The sequence below is a fragment of the Streptomyces sp. NPDC006879 genome (assembly GCF_042869595.1).
Lineage (GTDB): Bacteria > Actinomycetota > Actinomycetes > Streptomycetales > Streptomycetaceae > Streptomyces.
The window spans coordinates 26,232-43,950 of sequence record NZ_JBIAGC010000003.1 but is presented as its reverse complement, the minus strand read 5'-3'; the positions used below and the strand labels follow the sequence as shown (position 1 = coordinate 43,950).

The window sequence follows — 17,719 nt, the reverse complement described above, 5'->3', positions numbered from 1 at the left end:
GGCACAACCCGTCCGGTTCCGGGTGCCGGAGTCCGGATCTACGCAGATGTGCCCTCTCGATACTTCGAACGCACTCAGAACAGGCTAGTTGACCATGCGTCACTTCATGTCACCGGTCACCTGTGAGCAGCAGCGCCACTCCTCCAGGGCGGTCCGCACCCCCCGCGCCGATGCGGACCGCGGGTGCACCTCATGGCCGCGCCCCGGTCCCGGCGCAAGCGGCGCGGACCGAGCCAGATGAACAGGGCGCCCCACAGCGGCTCCGGGGGCCGCGACCGCACCCACCGCATCGCGAACCTCCCTTGTGCGACCACCAGCAACAGGACAAACCCAAGGAGAACGTCCGTGCCGTCCAACACAGAGCCCACCCACATCCTGTGGACCGGTGCCTTCGGCCGGAGCGTGGCCGACCACCTGTCCAGCACGCTCGGTTGGCAAGCGTCTGCCACGGACGCCCTGGGGCGTAGATCCGCGGAGTGGCCCCACGCCGGGCTCCGCATCGTCGCCACCTGGCGTCACGAGACCGCCCTCCTGGCCCGGGTCGCCCGGCTGCACGCCTCCTGGGGTACGGTCTGGCTCCCCGTGGTGCAGGAATTCCCGGTGATCCGAGTGGGACCCCTCGTGGTCCCCGGCGAGGGCCCCTGCTACTCCTGCTATCTCAGGCGCAGGGAGCAACACGAGCAGGGACGCGTCGTCTCGCAGGCGCTGGAGGCCTCGTTCGAGACCTCGCCGCAGAACGGAGTCGGCGGCTACGCCGACGCCCAGGCGATGATCGCCGCTGGCGTGACCGCCGACCTGGTGGCCCGCTACCGAGCGGGCCAGCAAGTCGAACCCGGCCGTGTGGTGTTCTACAACGTACTGACCCGTTCGCTCTTCGCCGACACGGTCATCGGTGTCCACGGCTGCCGGGAGTGCGGACCACCCCTCGACCCCGATGACGGCTGGCGCGGCCTCGCCGAAGAACTGGCCGGACCCGTGACCGCGGGACTGGGAGGCGCCCGGTGAACGCGGTAGCCAGCGACAGCCCCAGGCGCGGCACCCCCGCCGCCGTCCTGGCCGCCGCGGTACAGGGCGACCCCCAGTTCCGGGTCCCCGAGCTCCCGCAGCTCTGCCGCGGCCTGCACATCGTGTCCACCCCCGACGGGGTGGTCATCGACGGTGGCGCCGAACGTCAGCATCTGCGCGGAGGGTCGGCTGCCGTACTGCGGCAGACCCTGTTCCCCCTGCTTGACGGCACCCGGGACCACGCGGCTCTGGCCGAGGCCACCGGATGGAGCCCGCAAGCCGTCGGTCAGGCCGTGGCCACGCTCTACTTCGGCGGTGTTTTGGAGGACGCGGGACAGGCGGTCGCCCAGCCGGAGGGGGCCGGTCCGTCTGCGTCCGCGGCGATCTGGATGTCCCGAACGCTGGACTGTAGCCGAGTCCACGCACACTCCAGCCTGATGGCGCAGGCCGCGAGGGCGGCTCAGGTCAGGCTGGCGGTCCGCCGGCCCTGGCGCTCGATGTTGAAGACCGCCCTCGCCGACCTCGGCATCACCGACGTCTCGCACACCACGCCGACCGCCGCGCACACCCTGGCGAAGGACGCCCTGCTGGTAGTTGATCTCGCCGCTCCCACCCAGACGGTCGAACAGCTGGTGGGAGTCGCAGCGACCCGCGGGCTGCGCCTGCTGCTGGTGGACGAACGCGATGGTCGCGTCCTCGTGGGTCCCCTGGTCGACCCCACAGCGACGGCCTGCGCGCGCGACGCCCGCGCCGCGGTCAGCCCTCAGAGCGACCCCGAGCTTTGGTCAGCGACTCCCACGCCGGGCTCCCTGGTCGGCGCCGGGCTGATCGCCGAGGAGATCAGGGCGCTGCTGCTACGCAACGAGCCGGCCCAGTCCCTCGGCGGGCAGGTGGTGGTGGACATAGTGGACGCGACGACCACGACGTACAAGCTCACGCCCGAAGCGGACTGCCCGACCTGCTACCCCACCTCCCGCGAGCGCACCGAACACCCGTCGGCGGCGCCGCTGCACTACGAACACGCCGTCGGCTTCCCGCCGCGACACCTGGTGAACCCCAAGGCCCACCAGCACCACTTCCGGCCCGAGAACGTCGGATTGCAGTTCGAACACCTGCGGTATCCGAGTAATCCGCAGCACCAACTGCCCGAGGTGAACCTGGCCGAACTGGAGGCCCTTGCCACCGCCGAACGGCCGGTGGACTGGCCCACCGCGCTCGCAGCGGCGCTCCGCTTCACCGTCGGGCTACGAGCGCCCGTCGACGCCGGCGAATCCACCGACCCCAGCCGGGTCAACCGCTGGTCGCCCAGCGGCGGAAACCTCGGCTCCTGCCACCTCTACACCGTGCTCCGAGGCGTGCCGGGCCTGGCTGACGGCATCCACTACTACGACGCCGCCGCGCACGCGCTGACCGCTATGCACCCCCACCCCGACCACGCCCGCACCCTGCTGACCACGCTGGGAGCCCCACCGCCTCAAGCCGACGAGGAACCCCAGGCGTACCTGCTCTTCTCTTCGGACATCGCACGGGTGGCCCGCAAGTACGGGCCCTTCTCCTATCGGGTCGGGAATCTCGACACCGGTTGCGCCCTGGCCCAGTTGGCCCTGGTCTCCTCGATCGCCGGATTCGCGGTCAGCCTGCTGGACGCCCACGGACTGTCATCCCAGCGGGAGTTGGTGACCGGTGCCAGTGGTCCCGCGCTTCTGACCGCCGCAGTGCGGCTTCACCTGGAAGGGAGCAGCTCATGCCGTTGATCGACATCGGCCGTCTCACCGAGGACCTCTTGACCGCGCCCGCGACGCCCACGGCGCTCCCCGCGCCGGGGCTCTCGCCCCAGGTGGCGGCCAGGACCCCGGGCAGCCCCGTGCGCGCCCTGCGCCGCAGGGGGGCGGTACGTGCCTGGTCCCGCGAGCCCTTGGACGAGGCGTCCCTGGCGCGTGCCCTCGACTACGCCTGCGAGCAGGACGGGCGTCTTTGGCAGCCAGCCCATCCCGCGCTGCCCGCTCCGGTCGCGTCCGTTCTCGCTCATGACGTCCATGACCTCCCCAGAGGCGTCTACCAGTACGACACCGCGGAGCGGCAACTGAAGCCGGAGCCCCGCGAACTGCCGCCGCTGGAGAGCCTGGTACTGCAACTGGAGTTCGCGCAGGCTCCCGTCGTGATCGTTGTGCACGGCGACCTCGCCACGGCCGTGGCACGACACGGGGTGGCAGGGCATCGACAACTCCTGTGCCGTGGAGCCGCCTTCGCTCACTCTATTTGGCTGGCCGCGCTGTGCGGTGACGCCGTCGGCTCGGTCTTCGCGGGCGTGTTGAGCGCCGCCGGTCGCACCCATCTCGACCTCGACGGTGCCGCCCGGGCCCAACTCCTGGGCCTTGCCCTGGGCCACCCCAGGCGGGCGACCTCACCCGGTGAGGGCGACCGGCGGTGACCACGCAGACGGCCGGCGAGGCTGCCGGAACCCCATCGCGCTCCTGGCTCGACACCGAACGGCTCGCGGTCCGGGCCGACATCGAGATCACCGAAGGGCTCAACGACGAACCCCTTGCCTACGACCCCGCCAACGGCCACTACACCCGGCTCTCCCGCAGCGGGGCAGCCATCCTCAAGGCGATCGACGGCAGCATGACGGGAAGGGAGTTCGCCTTCCGCGCTGTTCGAGCCGACGGACCCGGTGCCGGCGGAAACGCCGAACAGGTGGTGCTGGACTTCCTGGGGGAGTTGAGGGCCGCGGGGCTCCTCACCGTTCCGCCGGCGCACGGACGGGAGGAGGTGTCCGTCAAGTTCGCCCGGAACAGCCACATGCCACGTCGGCCCTTGGTGGGTCCGGCCGTGAACAGCGCACTCGATCCCGTGGTCACGTTGCTCCGTCGTGCACCGCGCGTGTTCGGCGCCTTGTGGGCCGCGGCGGCCATCGGCAGCCTGACGGCCGCTGGGGCGGTGCTCGCCTCACCCGCGGCGTCCGACGGACCGAGCCTGTCCACCCTGGGGTGGGGATGGGCCCTGATCGTCTGCCTCATGGTGGTGCAGACGGTGCTCCACGAGCTGAGCCATGCGGTGGCCTGTCGGCTCTATGACGTACGGGTCCGGGAAATCGGCATCGGCCTGCTGTTCTACGTGGTGCCGGCGGCCTATGTGGATCGCACCGACGCCTATCGGCTGCGCACCCGTGGCCCCCGCGTGGTCATCGCGCTGGCGGGCGTGGCGCTGGACGTGCTGTGGCTCGGCGGCTGGTCCCTGCTCGCCCTGACCGCGCAAGGCTGGGCCGCGCATCTGGCAGTGGTGGTGGTCTGGCTTCAACTAGGCATGCTGCTGGCCAACTTGAACCCGCTACTCCCCACCGACGGCTACCACGCATTGGAGGCCGGGTTCGGTGCGGTCAACCTCCGCTCGCGGGCCCTGACAGCGCTGCGCTGCCGCTTCCTGCGCCAGACACCCCCGAGTTGGCTGGCCGCCCGTAGCCGCTCCCAGCGGGTCCGCTACCAGGTCTTCGGACTGGTCTGCCTGGTCTACGGCCTGGTCATCGCTGCCTTCTGCCTCCGATCGCTGGTCCTGCTCGCGGGGTGGTTGACATGACGTGGACCCTGCTCAGGAACAGCGCCGTGGACACCGCCAGCCGCACCCTGGTCGAGGGCCCCGCCCTGGCACGGGTGGCAGGGCTACCGGCCCGATCGGTCTCGCCCCTGGCGGCCGAGTCGCTGGCGCGTCTCCTCGACGGCACGGCGGCTGCTCGCACCGGCCTCCACTCCCTTGGCCCCGAGGTCTCCCAACTGCTGTACACGGCCGTACCCCTGATGGACTCGGCGGCCGACCGTCGGGCCGTCCTGCGCTGGCGCCGGGCCGCGCACGCCGGCACCGCGATACCCGTACCCCCCGCCCTGCTCACCACGGTGACCACCGCCCTCCACGAGGAACGAACACGACTGTCAGCACTGAGCCGTTGGGTCGACCGGGCCGAGCAGCTGCGCAAGCACCGTGCGGACCTGGAACAGGCCGTGACCCACACCCGCACAGCGCAAGAACGCTGCCTGCGCGCCCTCATGGCGGAACCGGCGGTGACCCACGCCCTCTCGGTGGTCTCCCCGGTGTTCTACACCAGGACGACCAAGACCCGAGCGCTGGACCGGGGCGAACGGGTCACCGCATACGGATACGCCGTGCGCAGTGCGCTGAAGGCCAGCCCCCTCTCCTCACTCACCGAGGTGGTCGTCCCCGGTCTTCACCACGGCGACCGGGTGCGCGTCAGCCTGCACCCCCTGGCCGGCCGGATGCTGCTCCACGCGGCGGCTCCGCGGGCAGACGTGAGGGACCTGCTGATCTGGCGGCTCAACGACTCCTTGAGGGGATCGGAGGAGGACGCCCGGATCAGCGTGCCCCTGCTGTCGGTCAGCGACGGCTGGGCCTGGTCCCACCAGGAGATGGTGGACGCCCGCCATCGGCCGGACCTCCTGGATCTCTTCGGTGGCCCCATCGGCTCCACGGCGATCGCCCAACTGCCCGCGCGCCGGTTGGAGCGTTACCTGGCGGCCGGTGTGGTCGACCTCGACGACCCCTGCCCGACGGAGGACCTGCTGCCCTGGCTCGCAGGCGTACTGAGCACCGCGTCCGACCACCCCGGCAGGACAGCCGCCGGCCGACTGACCGAGGCGACCGCCCACCTCGCGCGGATCACCGACGGCACCCCCCACCAACGGTCCGCCGCACTGCGTGCGCTGCGCGCCGCCCTCGCCGACGCCCTGCGGGAGCTGGGCGCGCCGGACGAGTGGCCCTTGAACGACGTCACGCTGGTCTACGAGGACCACGCCGGCTCGACCCCGGTCCCCCAACTCGACGCCGACGCCCGCGGGACCTTGCTGCGCCACGCCGAGTCCGCCTGCGCGTCCCTACAGGTCTCCCCGGAGTACCAGGCCCTGACGGACGCCTTCGTCGCCCGCTTCGGCGCCGGCGGTGTCTGCCGGGACGTCTTCCGCTTCTGCTGTGAGGTCGCCGAGCCAGCAGTACGGCAGCCCGGGCCGGCAGGAGTGCGGGGCGCCCAAGCCGGTCGATCAAGTTGCCTCCCCTCCCTGTCGATCCTGTGGCAGACGGCCCGCGGTGCGCAGGACGGCCCCCTGATCGTGGTCAACCAGATCTCCTCCGGCTGCGGAGCCCTGGCCGCTCGTTTCCACCGGCTACTCGACGGGCCCGACCGCACGGGGTACGCCGACCGGCTACGGGACTGGATCACCACCTTGTACCCGCGGGCCGAATGTCTTGAGTTCGTACCCGCTCGGGAGGCCAACCCGCTCCAAGCCGACAGCAGCGGTCTGCTGCCCGCGCTGCAATGGCCCGGTACGGCGCGGCCCTTCGGTTCCGGCATCGCGGTGACGGAGCTTGAGCTCGTCCACGACGCCGAACGCCACGCCCTGGAACTGCGCCGCCCTGGAGCCTCGGTGGTCGCCCCCGTCTATCTGGGCACCGTCCCGCGTCATTTGGTGGGCGGCGCCGCCCGGGTGCTGCTGACCCTGGCGGACCCCTGGTGGCTGCCACCGGGGCATGCCGACGGCACCCGTACGGACGGTGCGACCAGCCAGGGGTTCGGGGCCTTCCCTCGACGCAGCGTCGGGCCCGTGGTGGTGCGCCGAGCCCACTGGCGGCTGGGGAGTTCGCAGGTTCCGCGGCGGGGCACCGGCGAGGACTGGCCCGAGTTCCTCGAACGCATGGACGGCTGGCGCCGGTCCCACGGCATGCCCGCCGAGGTCTACGTACGTTGCGAGCCCGGTTTTCCCCGACGCGACGCGCTGCGCAAGCCGCTCTGGATCGCCTTCGCCTCCCCGGTGGGCCTTGAGTCCCTCCACCGGCTGACCGAGCGACCAGACGTACCGGTGGTCTTCACCGAGTGCCTGCCCGATCGACAAGACCCGACGGGCCGCGCCGGTTCAGGAGACAGGGTCGCGGAACACTGCCTGCACATCACCCACCCCTCCACCACGGCCGAATCCGGGAGGGGCTGATATGACCACGTCGGAATGGCTGTACGCGCGCCTACACCACACCAGCCACCAGCACGGGGAAATCCTCGCGGGCACCCTCGTCCCGGACTGGGTGGCGGCGGCCGAACAGCTCGGCGCCACAGGCTGGTTCTTCATCCGCTACGCCGACACGGCCGGCCCCCACCTACGCCTGCGCTTCTACGGGCCCCCGGCCGCGCTGGACGCCTGCTGGAGCGCCGGACGGGAGCTGTGGCGCCGGGCCGACGACGAGCGGGGCGCACCGGGCGAGGTTCACCGGATCCACCCCCTCGCCGAGGACTTCACCGCCCGACGCGGTTCCCGGCACCTCTCCCTGGGCGTCTACAGCAGGGAACACCACTACTACGGTTCCCCCGCGGCCACCCGGATCGCCGAGGAGGTGTTCCAGGCCAGCAGTCAGGTGGCGCTCGACACCGTGGCGGCCACCGGCGCGGACCGCATCACAAGGGCCCTGCACGCGATTGGGTTCCTCCGCGCCTGCACCAGCTCCCTCGGCCCGCACCAGCGCGACCGCATCTGGCGGCTGCACTGGCAGCACTGGACGGCCGCCCTGGGCGAAGACCCCGAGGCGTTGGAGCGGACCCGGGAATGCGCCACACACCTGTCCCGCACCTCGCCTTCACGTACCACCGGCCCGGCCGAACCCCTCATCCGCCTGGCCGGCCAGGTGGTCGAGGGGGTCCACCGGGCACTGGCCGTGGACCCCGAAGCGGTGGCCTCACGGCTGCTGCTGATGCACATGCACATGACGCTCAACCGACTCGGATTCCTCCCCCTGGAGGAAGCAGTACTCGGTCGGGCCGCCCACGCAGCGGACCGGAGCGCAGCAGCCCACCTCCAAGCCCCCGGGAACGCACCGCCGCCACCTACAGGAGCCGGTGAGCACCCGGGCCCAGAACCGACGCACACCCAGTGCGCCGAACCGGTCCGCCACGACCGGAACCCGTCAACCAAGAAGGGAAGAACCACATGAACGACCTGGACCTGCGCCTGGAGCAGGAAGCACCCGAGATCGAAGTCCTGCCGGACAGCCACTCCGCGGGGTCTTGCGCGGGCTGCATGAGCACCGCGGGCTCCTTCTCCTGCCCCGCAGGGTCCATCGGCAGCGCCGGTTCCGCCAGCAGCTCCGGCTGACAAACCGCACCGCACACGGGACCACCTGACATCCGGCCAGCACATGCCGGCCCCGACCACCGCGACCACGGTCGCCCAGTACACAACAGGAGAGCTGTCATGAACGATCTCGATCTGCGCCTGGAGCAGGAACTGCCCGAACTCGAAGTGCTCCCCGAGGAGTACTCCGCGGGCAACGTCTCCTGCGCCGCCACCGTGGGCTCCGGCTCCTGCCCCGCCATGACCTGGGGCACCGCGAGCACGCTGAGCTCGAAGTAGACCCACGAGCAGAGCGGCGGCCCCGATCTGGGTGAGGGGCCCCGCTCCCCCAACCGCCCACGGCCACAAGGAGAGCCCCATGTCGCACGTACACGATCTCGAACTCATCCTCGAACAGGAACTCCCGGAACTGGAGCCGTTGCCGACCGCCCAGGCGCCCGGCAGCACGCTCGGCAGCGCCAGCTCCATCAGCTGCGCGTCCTGCCCGGCGGGTTCCATGAGCAGCGTCGGTACCGCCGGCAGCCACTGAGGCCACGGCCCGGTGGGTCCGCCCGACCCGGAACACGTCCACAGGTGGGACAGGAGTCCCCTCACATCACACCAAGCAGGAGGTAACCATGTCCGAGAACATCAACGACGGTCGGCTGACCCCGATCCTCGCACTCGACCTGAGCCTGGCCCAGGAACTGCCGGAGCTGGAGGTGCTGCCGTCGGCGCACGCACCGGGCAGCACCGCCGGCACCGCCGGCACCGGAAGTTCCATCTCCACCCCCTCAGGCACCTTCTCCAGCGCCGGAACAGCAAGCAGCGCGTGAGCACCGCCCGGCCCCGTCCTGATCGCCTGATCTGAACGGGCCGGCGGGGGAGGTCGGTTGGTGCCGCTCCGCACGAACCGGCCTCCCGCTTGACGCGGAACGGCACACATCACCCGCCCCGACCTCGGCTGCTGACGCTGTGGTGGACCACCGAGACCTGCTCGCATACGTCGAGCCGGGTCGGACCGCAGCACGCCACCCCGGCGCGGGATGGGCAGGGCGGCTGCCGACGGTGGCGGGCCCGTTCATAGACTCCCCATGTGAACAACACCTTCCGTTGCACCCACTGCGGCACCGTCGGCCTCGAACCGGGATTCGTCGAGGACAGCGGGGAGCACTCCCGCGGCTACGCACGATGGATACAGGGCGCCCTCGAACGCGGCCCCTTCGGGGGCGCCAAGCGTCTGGGGAGACCCCACTGGCAGATCGACGCCTTCCGCTGCCCCAACTGCGCCCATCTCGAACTCTTCGCTGGCACACGCGTCTGAGCCCCTTCGCCAGACCCGGTCCGCTGCCGCCGCGGCGGACTCGCCGCGGCCCTGTCCCGCCACCGCAGGCAGGCAGCAGCGTCCGAGCCGGCGCCTCTCAGCTACCGGTGCCCCAACGGGCGGATGCAAGCAATCGCCCTACGGCGAGCGGGTTTTGTCGGCGAAGGCGCCGAACTGGCCGGCCAGCGCGCAGGGTGCCGCCTGAGCGCCCCGCCGTAGCTGCCCGGTGCCCGTTCGACGGCCGCTCCCGCGGCACCCAGCACGTTGCCCTCACGCATCGTGCACAGCCGCCCCCAGCGACTCCTGGCTGGTTCTCGTCGGTCGGTCGGCCTGCCGACCATGGTGAGCTCGCTGGTCAAGGGGCGTTCACTGTACGTCACAACGACCAGGTGGGTAGGGTGCAGCGCAGCAACGGGGCGCGACCGGACCGGGCGGATCGGGGGACGGTAGGTGGGATGGCGCGAGGAGATCGCCTCGGCTCTCGGCGAGTGGATCGCCGTCGAGGGGGGCGCCGGAAGGCAGGCGCGCTGGCAGCGCGTCGGGCGGGCGGCACCCGGCGGTGATCCCGGTCGTTACGTGGTCGACCTACGGGGCTCCGACATCGGACCGGAACAGCTGGACTCCCTGAGGCTGGCCGGACCGGACGATGATGACGTCGAGACCAAGGGTTTCGCCGTCTCCGAGACCGCGCAGAACGGCTCCCTTCTCACGTTGCGGGTACCGGAGTTCACCGAGATCGCCGACCCCTACCTGTGGATGCTCAAGCAACCGCCCACCTTCCTGGTCGAGGCTCTGCGTGACGGCATCGCGGGACTGGGCGAGCATCCCCTCGCCACTGCTCTCGCGGCCGGCACGATCGGCGGCCCTTCGGCCCACGCCGTCGACCCGCCGGGATTCCATCCCGCCCAGGCGGACGCGTACCGGGCCTGCCTCGGCGAGGGTGTCCACCTGGTCTGGGGGCCGCCGGCGCCGCACTGCGCGCGCGTGAGGTCTCCGTGTTCCTCTCCCACGCCTCCCTCTCCGCCGAAGAACGAGCGCGATCGGAGCAGGCGTTCGCCGAGGCCCGTGACTGTGTGATCGTGGCCACCTCCACCCTTGAGCTGGGCATCGACGTGGGTGATCTGGACCGGGTCGTCCAGATCGACTCCCCTGCCGCCGTCGCCTCGTTCCTACAGCGCATCGGACGTACCGGACGCCGGCCGGGATCGGGCCGCAACTGCCTCTTCCTCACCACCCGCAAGGACTCCCTGCTCCAGGCCGCCGGCCTGTTGTTGCTGTGGAGCCGGGGCTGGGTGGAACCCGTGGTTCCGCCACCCGAACCCCGCCACCTAGTCGCTCAGCAGCTACTCGCCCTCACCCTCCAGAAGCACACGCTGGGGGACCGGCTGTGGGCGGAGGAGTGGAACGGACTGGCGCCCTTCGACGCTTCCGCGGCTCCCATCCTGCGCCATCTGGTGAGCGAGGGGTTCCTCGACTCCGACGGGGGCCTGCTGTTCATCGGTCCGGAAGCGGAACACCGCTTCGGGCGACGTCATTTCATCGAACTGACCGCCTCGTTCACGGCGCCCCCGCAGTTCACCGTACTTTCCGGGCGCACTGAAATCGGCCAGGCGGATCCGGCCGTACTAACCGAGGAACGGCCCGGGCCCCGCCGACTGCTCCTGGCTGGGCACAGCTGGCAGGTGACGTACATCGACTGGGGGCGCAGGCGCGTGTTCGTCGAACCCGTGGAGGGCGGAGGCCTCGCCAAGTGGTCGAGCGGCACGCCCACCGGCCTCTCGTACGCGCTCACCCGTGCCATGCGGGAGGTGCTGCTCGGCGCCGACCCACCCGTCTCCCTGACCCGCAGGGCTGCCGTGGCCCTGCAGGAGTGGCGTGATGAGGAAGCACCCCATACCGTCCACCCGGGCGGGACCCTGATCAACCGGCGCGGGAAGGACGTCCGCTGGTGGACCTGGGCCGGCTACCGCACCAACGCGACTCTCGCCGCCACACTGTCCGCCGCAACCGACCCGGTCCAGCAACCGACCGACTGCTACGTGCGCCTGCGGGAGGACCTGACACCGCATGCGTGGCGGGCCGCCAAAGACGCTGCGCGCTGTGCCTCCTCCCTGGTCCTGCCGGACGTCGACCAGCGGGCCGTACACGGCCTCAAGTTCTCCACGGCGTTGCCCACCCGCCTGGCTACGGCCGCACTGGCCGCCAGGCTCGCCGACTTCGACGGGGCGCGCCGGACGCTGGCCGAGTCCACACGGTTCGCTTCAGACCAACGGTGATGCGGCTGATGGTCGACACCGGCGGCCTGGCCGCGCACCCTGCCCGCCCACCCTCAGCTCGGTGAGGGCGTCAGGGCGCGCGGAGAGCTGCGGCGCATCCGGTGCGGACGTGCCTTCCAGCGTGCGCCGGTCAGGCCTCTTCCCGCACCGGCTCCAGGATCGCGACGCACTCCACATGATGGGTCATCGGGAACAGGTCGAAGGCCCTAAGGGTACGCACCTTGTACCCGTTCTCGCGGAAGTACCCGAGGTCGCGGGCCAGGGCCGCCGGGTCGCAGGCGACGTAGGCGATGCGGCGGGCGCCGAGGGAGGACAGGTGCTTGACCGTCTGCTTGCCTGCGCCCGCGCGGGGTGGGTCGAGGACGATGAGGTCGCACTCGGTGATCCGGGTCCGGGGCAGGATCTGCTCGACCTTGCCCTGCTCGACGCGGACCCGCGGCATGTCCTGGAGGTTGTGTCGGGCGTCTTCGACGGCCCGCTTGCTGGACTCGATGCCGAGGACCGCTCCGTCCTCGCCCACTCGCTCGGCGATGGCGCCGGCGAAGATGCCGACCCCGCAGTACAGGTCGAGGGCCATCTCGCCCTTGCGTGGCATCAGCCCCTGCATGACGGCCTTGATGAGGGTGTCGGCGGCCTGCGGGTGGACCTGCCAGAAACCGCCCATGCCGACGCGGTAGGTGCGGCCGTCGGCGCGTTCGCGAACGAAGGCCCGCCCGTGGACGCGGTGGACCCCGCCGTCCTTCTCCTCCACCCGCAGCACCGAGACCGGCTTGTCGAGTTCGACGAGCGGGAGCCGTCCGCCGGGGCGGGGGGTGAGGACCACCTGACGGTCACTGGAGCCGGTGGCGGCGATGGCTTCCACGCTCGCCATCTGTGGCCATTCACGCTTCTCGATGCCGAGTTCGCTGACGCCCTGGGCGGCGATCATGCAGTGGTCGACGGGCTCGACGTCGTGGGAGCGGTGCTTGCGTAGCCCGACGCGTCCTTCCTCGTCGATCGCGTACTGGACGCGGGTGCGCCAGGCCGGCACCTGACCGGCGGGAAGCTTGTCGCCCTCGGCGGGCATCACGGTGCCGTCCCAGCCTGCCTCTTCGGGGGTGAGACCGGCGAGCCTTTGCAGTTGCTCGGCGATGACCTCGCCCTTGAGCCGGCGTTGGGCGCCGGGCTTGGCGTGCTGCCAGTCACAACCACCGCACTTGCCCGGGCCCGCGAAACGACAAGGTGCCTCGACCCGGTCCTTTGAGGCTTCGATCACCCGGACCGCGTCGGCGCGCAGGTAGCGGGAGTCCTCCTCGCCCTCGGTGACCCGGGCGATGATCTTCTCGCCGGGCAGCGTGTGCCGGACGAAGAGCACCCGGCCGTCGGCGGTACGGGCGATGCAGTGGCCACCGTGCGCGACCGGTCCGACCTCTACCTCGTACTCCTCCCCAACCAGTGACTGCTTCTCGGTGGGTGTGGTCATACGGGGTCACTCCATGGGATCTGAGGGTGAGCCGACCAGGAGGGCCGGGCGCGACCGGTCAGTCTACGTGGGTTGCGACGGTGTGCACGCCAGCTGGCGTCCCTGCGGGTCAGCCCTTGTTGGTGGGTTCCTTCGAGCGGGTGTCCACCGGGCCGCGGCGGACGGCTCCGGGCGCGTTCCAGTCCTGGCGCTTCTTGGCCCGCTTCTTGGCGAGTTCGGAGGACTGGAGCTGGTACGGCACGGAGGTGACCATCACGCCGGGGGTGAAGAGCAGGCGGCCCTTGAGGCGCAGGGCACTCTGGTTGTGGAGCAGGTGTTCGTACCAGCGGCCCACGACGTACTCGGGGATGTAGATGCTGACGGCGTCGCGCGGGTTCTCGCTGCGCAGGCCCTTGACGTACTCGACGACGGGCCTGGTGATCTCGCGGTAGGGGGAGTCGAGGATCTTCAGAGGGACGTTGATGCCGCGCCGTTCCCATTCGGCGCGAAGCGCCTTGGTCTCCTCCTGGTCCACGCTGATGCTGAGCGCTTCGAGCGTGTCGGAGCGGGTCAGTTTGGCGAAGGCGAGGGCGCGCAGGGTGGGCTTGTGAACCCTTGAGACCAGCACAATGGAGTGCACCCGGGAGGGCCGGACGCTGTCCTCCGAGGGGCCCTCGGCGGCGGCGATCTCCTCGGCGACCCGGTCGTAGTGCCTACGGATGGCACTCATCACCCCGTAGAAGATCACCATGCCGAGCAGGGCGACCCAGGCACCGTGGGTGAACTTGGTGGCCAGGACCACGATGAGGACCAGACCGGTGAAGAAGGCGCCGAAGGTGTTGATCGCGCGGGAGCGCAGCATCCGCCGACGTGCGGCCTTGTTGCGTTCGGTGCGCAGGTGGCGGTTCCAGTGACGGACCATGCCGATCTGGCTCAGGGTGAAGGAGACGAACACGCCGACGATGTAGAGCTGGATCAGCTTCGTGGAGTCGGCACCGTACACCCAGACCAGAAGTATGGCGGCGCCGGCGAGGAGCACGATGCCGTTGGAGAAGGCGAGGCGGTCGCCGCGGGTGTGGAGTTGGCGGGGCAGGTAGCGGTCCTGGGCGAGGATCGAGCCGAGGAGGGGGAACCCGTTGTAGGCGGTGTTGGCGGCGAGGAAGAGCACCAGGGCGGTAGCGGCGGCCAGGACGAAGAAGAAGAACGTCCCGTCACCGAACACGGCTGCGCCGACCTGGGAGATCACGGGGTCCTGGACGTAGCCGGGACCGACCGGGCTGCCGTTGGAGAGCAGGTCCACGGCCGGGTTCTCGGCCATCTTGACGCCGGAGGCCATGGCCAGACCGATGATGCCGCAGAACATGGTGACGGCGAGCGCGCCCATCAGGAGCAGCGTGGTGGCGGCGTTGCGGCTCTTGGGCTTGCGGAAGGCCGGCACTCCGTTGCTGATCGCCTCGACGCCGGTGAGTGCGGCGCACCCGGAGGAGAAGGCGCGCAGGAGGAGGAAGACCAGCGCGAAGCCGGCGAGACCCTGCTGTTCGGGTTCGATCTCGAAGTCGGCGGTGGGGGCGTGCATGCTGTCGTCGAGGACCAGGCCCCGGTAGGCGCCCCAGGCGATCATGATGAAGACGGCGCCGACGAAGACGTACGTGGGGATGGCGAAGAGCTTCCCGGACTCCTTGACGCCCCGCAGGTTCATCAGGGTCAGCAGCAGGATCATGATGATCGCGCTGAGCACCTTGTGCTCGATGACGATGTGGACGGCGGAGCCCAGGTTCTCGACGCCGGAGGTGATCGACACGGCGACGGTGAGGACGTAGTCGACGAGGAGTGCGCTGGCGACGGTGAGTCCAGCGCGCGGGCCCAGGTTGGTGTTGGCCACCTCGTAGTCGCCACCGCCGCTGGGGTAGGCGTGGACGTTCTGACGGTAGGAGGCGACGACCGTGAACATCAGCACGACGACGGCGGCTGCGATCCAGGGACTGAACCGGTACGCGGAGGCCCCCGCGATGGAGAGCACCAGCAGGACCTCTCCGGGCGCGTAGGCCACGGAGGAGAGCGGGTCGGACGCGAAGACGGGAAGGGCGATCCGTTTGGGGAGGAGTGTTTCCCCCAGTCGGTCGCTGCGCAGCGCCCGGCCGATCAGGATCCGTTTGGGCACGTCGGTCAGTTTGGACACGGAGAGGATCGTAAGCGTTCGAAAACAGCCAAGACCACCGGCCACCCCCAGCTGCCCTCGATTCCCGTGTTTGAGGACGCCGACGGGGGCACACTGGTGACCGCGCGTGTGTAGCTTGGGCCACTGTCTGCGACCCTGTTACACCTGGGCTCTACTCGGGTCGGAACTACGGACAGCCGGAAGGACGGCCGTGCACATCGTCATTATGGGCTGCGGAAGAGTGGGTTCCGCTCTGGCGCAGACCCTGGAGCAGCAGGGGCATACCGTCGCGGTGATCGACCAGGACCCCACCGCCTTCCGGCGGCTGGGCTCGGGGTTCGGTGGTCGGCGGGTCACCGGGGTCGGATTCGACCAGGACACGCTGCGTGAGGCCGGCATCGAGGACGCGGGCGCCTTCGCCGCGGTCAGCAGCGGCGACAATTCCAACATCATCGCCGCCCGGGTGGCCCGCGAGATGTTCGGCGTGGAGAACGTCGCCGCCCGCATCTACGACCCCCGACGTGCGGAGGTCTACCAGAGGCTGGGCATCCCTACCGTCGCCACGGTCCGATGGACCGCCGACCAGATGCTGCGCAGGCTGCTGCCCTCGGGCGCCGAACCACTGTGGCGCGATCCGAGCGGCGGGGTGCAACTGGCCGAGGTGCACACCTCAGCCACTTGGATCGGGCACAAGATCAGCAAGCTTCAGGAGGAGACCGGCGTGCGGGTGGCCTTCCTCACCCGCCTGGGCGAGGCCATGCTCCCGACCTCGCAGACGGTGTTGCAGGAGGGTGACCTCGTGCACGTCATGATGCGCACCGACGAGATCGAGAAGGTCGAGGCGGCCTTCGCCGAAGGCCCCGAGGAGGCACAGGCATGAGGGTCGCTATCGCCGGGGCCGGTGCGGTGGGCCGCTCCATCGCGGGCGAGCTGTTGGAGAACGGGCACGAGGTGCTGCTCATCGACAAGGCTCCGACGGCCATTTCGGTGGAGCGGGTACCGCAGGCCGAGTGGCTGCTGGCGGATGCCTGTGAGATCACCTCACTGGACGAGGCGGCCCTGCAACGCTGCAACGTGGTGATCGCCGCAACGGGTGACGACAAGGTCAACCTGGTGGTCTCACTGTTGGCCAAGACGGAGTACGGGGTGCCGCGAGTGGTCGCGCGCGTCAACAACCCGAAGAACGAGTGGCTCTTCAACGAGTCCTGGGGAGTGGACGTCGCGGTCTCCACCCCGCGGCTGATGTCGGCCCTGGTCGAGGAGGCGGTGAGCGTCGGCGACCTGGTCCGGCTGCTGCGCTTCAGCCACGGCGACGCCAACCTGGTGGAGCTGACGCTGCCGCCGGAATCCCCCATGGCCGGAGTGCTGATCAGCTCCATCGACTGGCCGCAGGACACCTCGCTGGTCACGATCATCCGTGGCAACCGCGTCCTGACGCCGAACCCGGAGGAGTCCCTCGAAGCAGGCGACGAGTTGCTCTTCGTGGCCGCCCAGGCGCGCGAGGAACAGCTGGAGGAGTTGCTCTCCGCACGACCGGCGAAGACCGCCGGCTGAAGACCCGGCCCGGAGCGAGGGGCTCCTGGAACCGCATCGGTTCCAGGAGCCCCTCGTCCATGCTCGCGGTCTGCTCTCTCAGGCCTCGCTGCGCCGGGCAGCCGCGGCGGCTGCGGCAGCCGCCTTGCGCTCCTTCTCAGCCCTCTCCTCGGCCTCCATCTCGGCGAAGACGTCGATCGGCGGAGGCGCCTTGGCCAAGAAGACCCAGGTGAAGTACACCGCGATCACCATGGGGGGAAGCTTCAGGGCGATCAGCACCCACCCCAGTTGCTCGGTGTTCCCCCACCAGTACAGCGGGAAGAGGATGGCGTACTTGGCCAGGAAGACCAGGCCCCAGGCCCAGCTGGCCTTGGTGTAGGCGGCCTTGCGCCCGGGATTGCGGGTGCGCCAGGAGAGGTTCTCCCGGAAGATCGGGCCGAGGATCACGCCGAGCAGTGGGAATCCGAGCAACGCGGAGAGGGTGAACGCGGCGCCGAGCGAGGCGCCGTAGATCATGCCCGGAAGGTAGAAGTCCTTCGCGTTGCCCGTGAACATGGCGAAGGCGACGCCGAAGGCCACCCCGAAGACCCCGCTGAAGGCATGCTTGACGGTGTCCCGTCGGACCAGGCGCACCACCACGAGGACCACGGCGACCGCCAGGGCTGCGATGGCCGAGGCATGCAGGTCCTTGGTGGCCGTGTAGATCGCCACGAACAGCAGTCCGGGCAACATGGTTTCCAAGGTGCCCCGCACGCCGCCAAACGCGTCGAAGAGCGCGGCCTGGGTCACCGCCTTGGAGTCGACGGGCCCTGCGTCCTCGGGCCTTGCTGGCTCCTTGGTGCTGTGTTCTGCCTGCGGCTGCGGTTTGTCGAACGACGTCAC

Annotated in this window: 17 protein-coding genes and 1 pseudogene; 15 read left to right on the top strand and 3 right to left on the bottom strand. The window is 70.2% G+C overall.

What is annotated here, in order from left to right:
- Nucleotides 1-345: 345 nt before the first annotated feature.
- The 13 genes and pseudogenes from ACFYMC_RS03435 to ACFYMC_RS03375 form a co-directional block, all read left to right on the top strand.
- Complete coding sequence (locus tag ACFYMC_RS03435; RefSeq protein WP_388518101.1) at nucleotides 346-1,005, top strand: TOMM precursor leader peptide-binding protein; 660 nt, start codon at nucleotides 346-348, stop codon at nucleotides 1,003-1,005.
- A complete protein-coding gene (locus ACFYMC_RS03430) occupies nucleotides 1,002-2,759 on the top strand; it encodes a hypothetical protein (protein WP_388518098.1) in 1,758 nt (585 codons plus the stop codon). The genes ACFYMC_RS03435 and ACFYMC_RS03430 overlap by 4 nt, the downstream gene beginning before the upstream one ends.
- A complete protein-coding gene (locus ACFYMC_RS03425) occupies nucleotides 2,750-3,436 on the top strand; it encodes a hypothetical protein (RefSeq protein ID WP_388518095.1) in 687 nt (228 codons plus the stop codon). The genes ACFYMC_RS03430 and ACFYMC_RS03425 overlap by 10 nt, the downstream gene beginning before the upstream one ends.
- The gene (locus ACFYMC_RS03420) at nucleotides 3,433-4,581 is read left to right on the top strand and encodes a site-2 protease family protein (RefSeq protein ID WP_388518092.1); all 1,149 of its coding nucleotides are present in this window, start codon (nucleotides 3,433-3,435) and stop codon (nucleotides 4,579-4,581) included. The genes ACFYMC_RS03425 and ACFYMC_RS03420 overlap by 4 nt, the downstream gene beginning before the upstream one ends.
- Nucleotides 4,578-6,995: a hypothetical protein gene (locus ACFYMC_RS03415; RefSeq protein ID WP_388518089.1), complete on the top strand. Its 2,418-nt coding sequence runs from the start codon at nucleotides 4,578-4,580 to the stop codon at nucleotides 6,993-6,995. Before ACFYMC_RS03420 ends, ACFYMC_RS03415 begins: the two co-directional genes overlap by 4 nt.
- 1 nt (nucleotide 6,996) lies before the next feature.
- Nucleotides 6,997-7,986 (top strand): thiopeptide-type bacteriocin biosynthesis protein, encoded by a 990-nt coding sequence (locus ACFYMC_RS03410; protein WP_388518086.1) that lies wholly within the window; start codon nucleotides 6,997-6,999, stop codon nucleotides 7,984-7,986.
- Nucleotides 7,983-8,147, top strand: a complete 165-nt coding sequence (locus ACFYMC_RS03405) for a thiocillin family RiPP (RefSeq protein WP_388518083.1) — start codon at nucleotides 7,983-7,985, stop codon at nucleotides 8,145-8,147. Before ACFYMC_RS03410 ends, ACFYMC_RS03405 begins: the two co-directional genes overlap by 4 nt.
- Nucleotides 8,148-8,246: 99 nt before the next feature.
- On the top strand, nucleotides 8,247-8,405 hold the full coding sequence (locus ACFYMC_RS03400; RefSeq protein ID WP_388518080.1) for a thiocillin family RiPP: 159 nt from the start codon (nucleotides 8,247-8,249) through the stop codon (nucleotides 8,403-8,405).
- Nucleotides 8,406-8,484: 79 nt separating this feature from the next.
- On the top strand, nucleotides 8,485-8,655 hold the full coding sequence (locus tag ACFYMC_RS03395) for a thiocillin family RiPP (RefSeq protein WP_388518077.1): 171 nt from the start codon (nucleotides 8,485-8,487) through the stop codon (nucleotides 8,653-8,655).
- Nucleotides 8,656-8,743: 88 nt separating this feature from the next.
- The gene (locus ACFYMC_RS03390; protein ID WP_388518074.1) at nucleotides 8,744-8,941 is read left to right on the top strand and encodes a thiocillin family RiPP; all 198 of its coding nucleotides are present in this window, start codon (nucleotides 8,744-8,746) and stop codon (nucleotides 8,939-8,941) included.
- Nucleotides 8,942-9,201: 260 nt separating this feature from the next.
- Nucleotides 9,202-9,429 (top strand): hypothetical protein, encoded by a 228-nt coding sequence (locus ACFYMC_RS03385; RefSeq protein WP_388518071.1) that lies wholly within the window; start codon nucleotides 9,202-9,204, stop codon nucleotides 9,427-9,429.
- A gap of 450 nt (nucleotides 9,430-9,879) precedes the next feature.
- Nucleotides 9,880-10,506, top strand: coding sequence for a hypothetical protein (locus tag ACFYMC_RS03380; protein WP_388518069.1), 627 nt, complete (start codon nucleotides 9,880-9,882; stop codon nucleotides 10,504-10,506).
- A pseudogene (locus ACFYMC_RS03375) lies at nucleotides 10,395-11,705 on the top strand (helicase-related protein); the annotation flags it as partial. The gene ACFYMC_RS03380 and the pseudogene ACFYMC_RS03375, both read left to right, overlap by 112 nt.
- A gap of 130 nt (nucleotides 11,706-11,835) precedes the next feature.
- On the opposite strand, the gene ACFYMC_RS03370 reads toward ACFYMC_RS03375, so the two are convergent.
- Entirely contained in the window at nucleotides 11,836-13,167 is a 1,332-nt protein-coding gene (locus ACFYMC_RS03370) for a class I SAM-dependent RNA methyltransferase (RefSeq protein ID WP_388518066.1), read from the bottom strand.
- A gap of 109 nt (nucleotides 13,168-13,276) precedes the next feature.
- The gene (locus tag ACFYMC_RS03365) at nucleotides 13,277-15,325 is read right to left on the bottom strand and encodes an APC family permease (protein WP_388518063.1); all 2,049 of its coding nucleotides are present in this window, start codon (nucleotides 15,323-15,325) and stop codon (nucleotides 13,277-13,279) included.
- Nucleotides 15,326-15,515: 190 nt separating this feature from the next.
- Between ACFYMC_RS03365 and ACFYMC_RS03360 the strand changes: the two genes are divergently transcribed.
- Nucleotides 15,516-16,184, top strand: coding sequence for a potassium channel family protein (locus ACFYMC_RS03360; RefSeq protein WP_388518060.1), 669 nt, complete (start codon nucleotides 15,516-15,518; stop codon nucleotides 16,182-16,184).
- Nucleotides 16,181-16,858, top strand: a complete 678-nt coding sequence (locus tag ACFYMC_RS03355) for a potassium channel family protein (protein WP_388518057.1) — start codon at nucleotides 16,181-16,183, stop codon at nucleotides 16,856-16,858. The genes ACFYMC_RS03360 and ACFYMC_RS03355 overlap by 4 nt, the downstream gene beginning before the upstream one ends.
- 78 nt (nucleotides 16,859-16,936) lie before the next feature.
- Here ACFYMC_RS03355 and ACFYMC_RS03350 read toward each other — a convergent pair whose 3' ends face one another.
- A complete protein-coding gene (locus ACFYMC_RS03350) occupies nucleotides 16,937-17,719 on the bottom strand; it encodes a DUF3159 domain-containing protein (RefSeq protein ID WP_388518054.1) in 783 nt (260 codons plus the stop codon).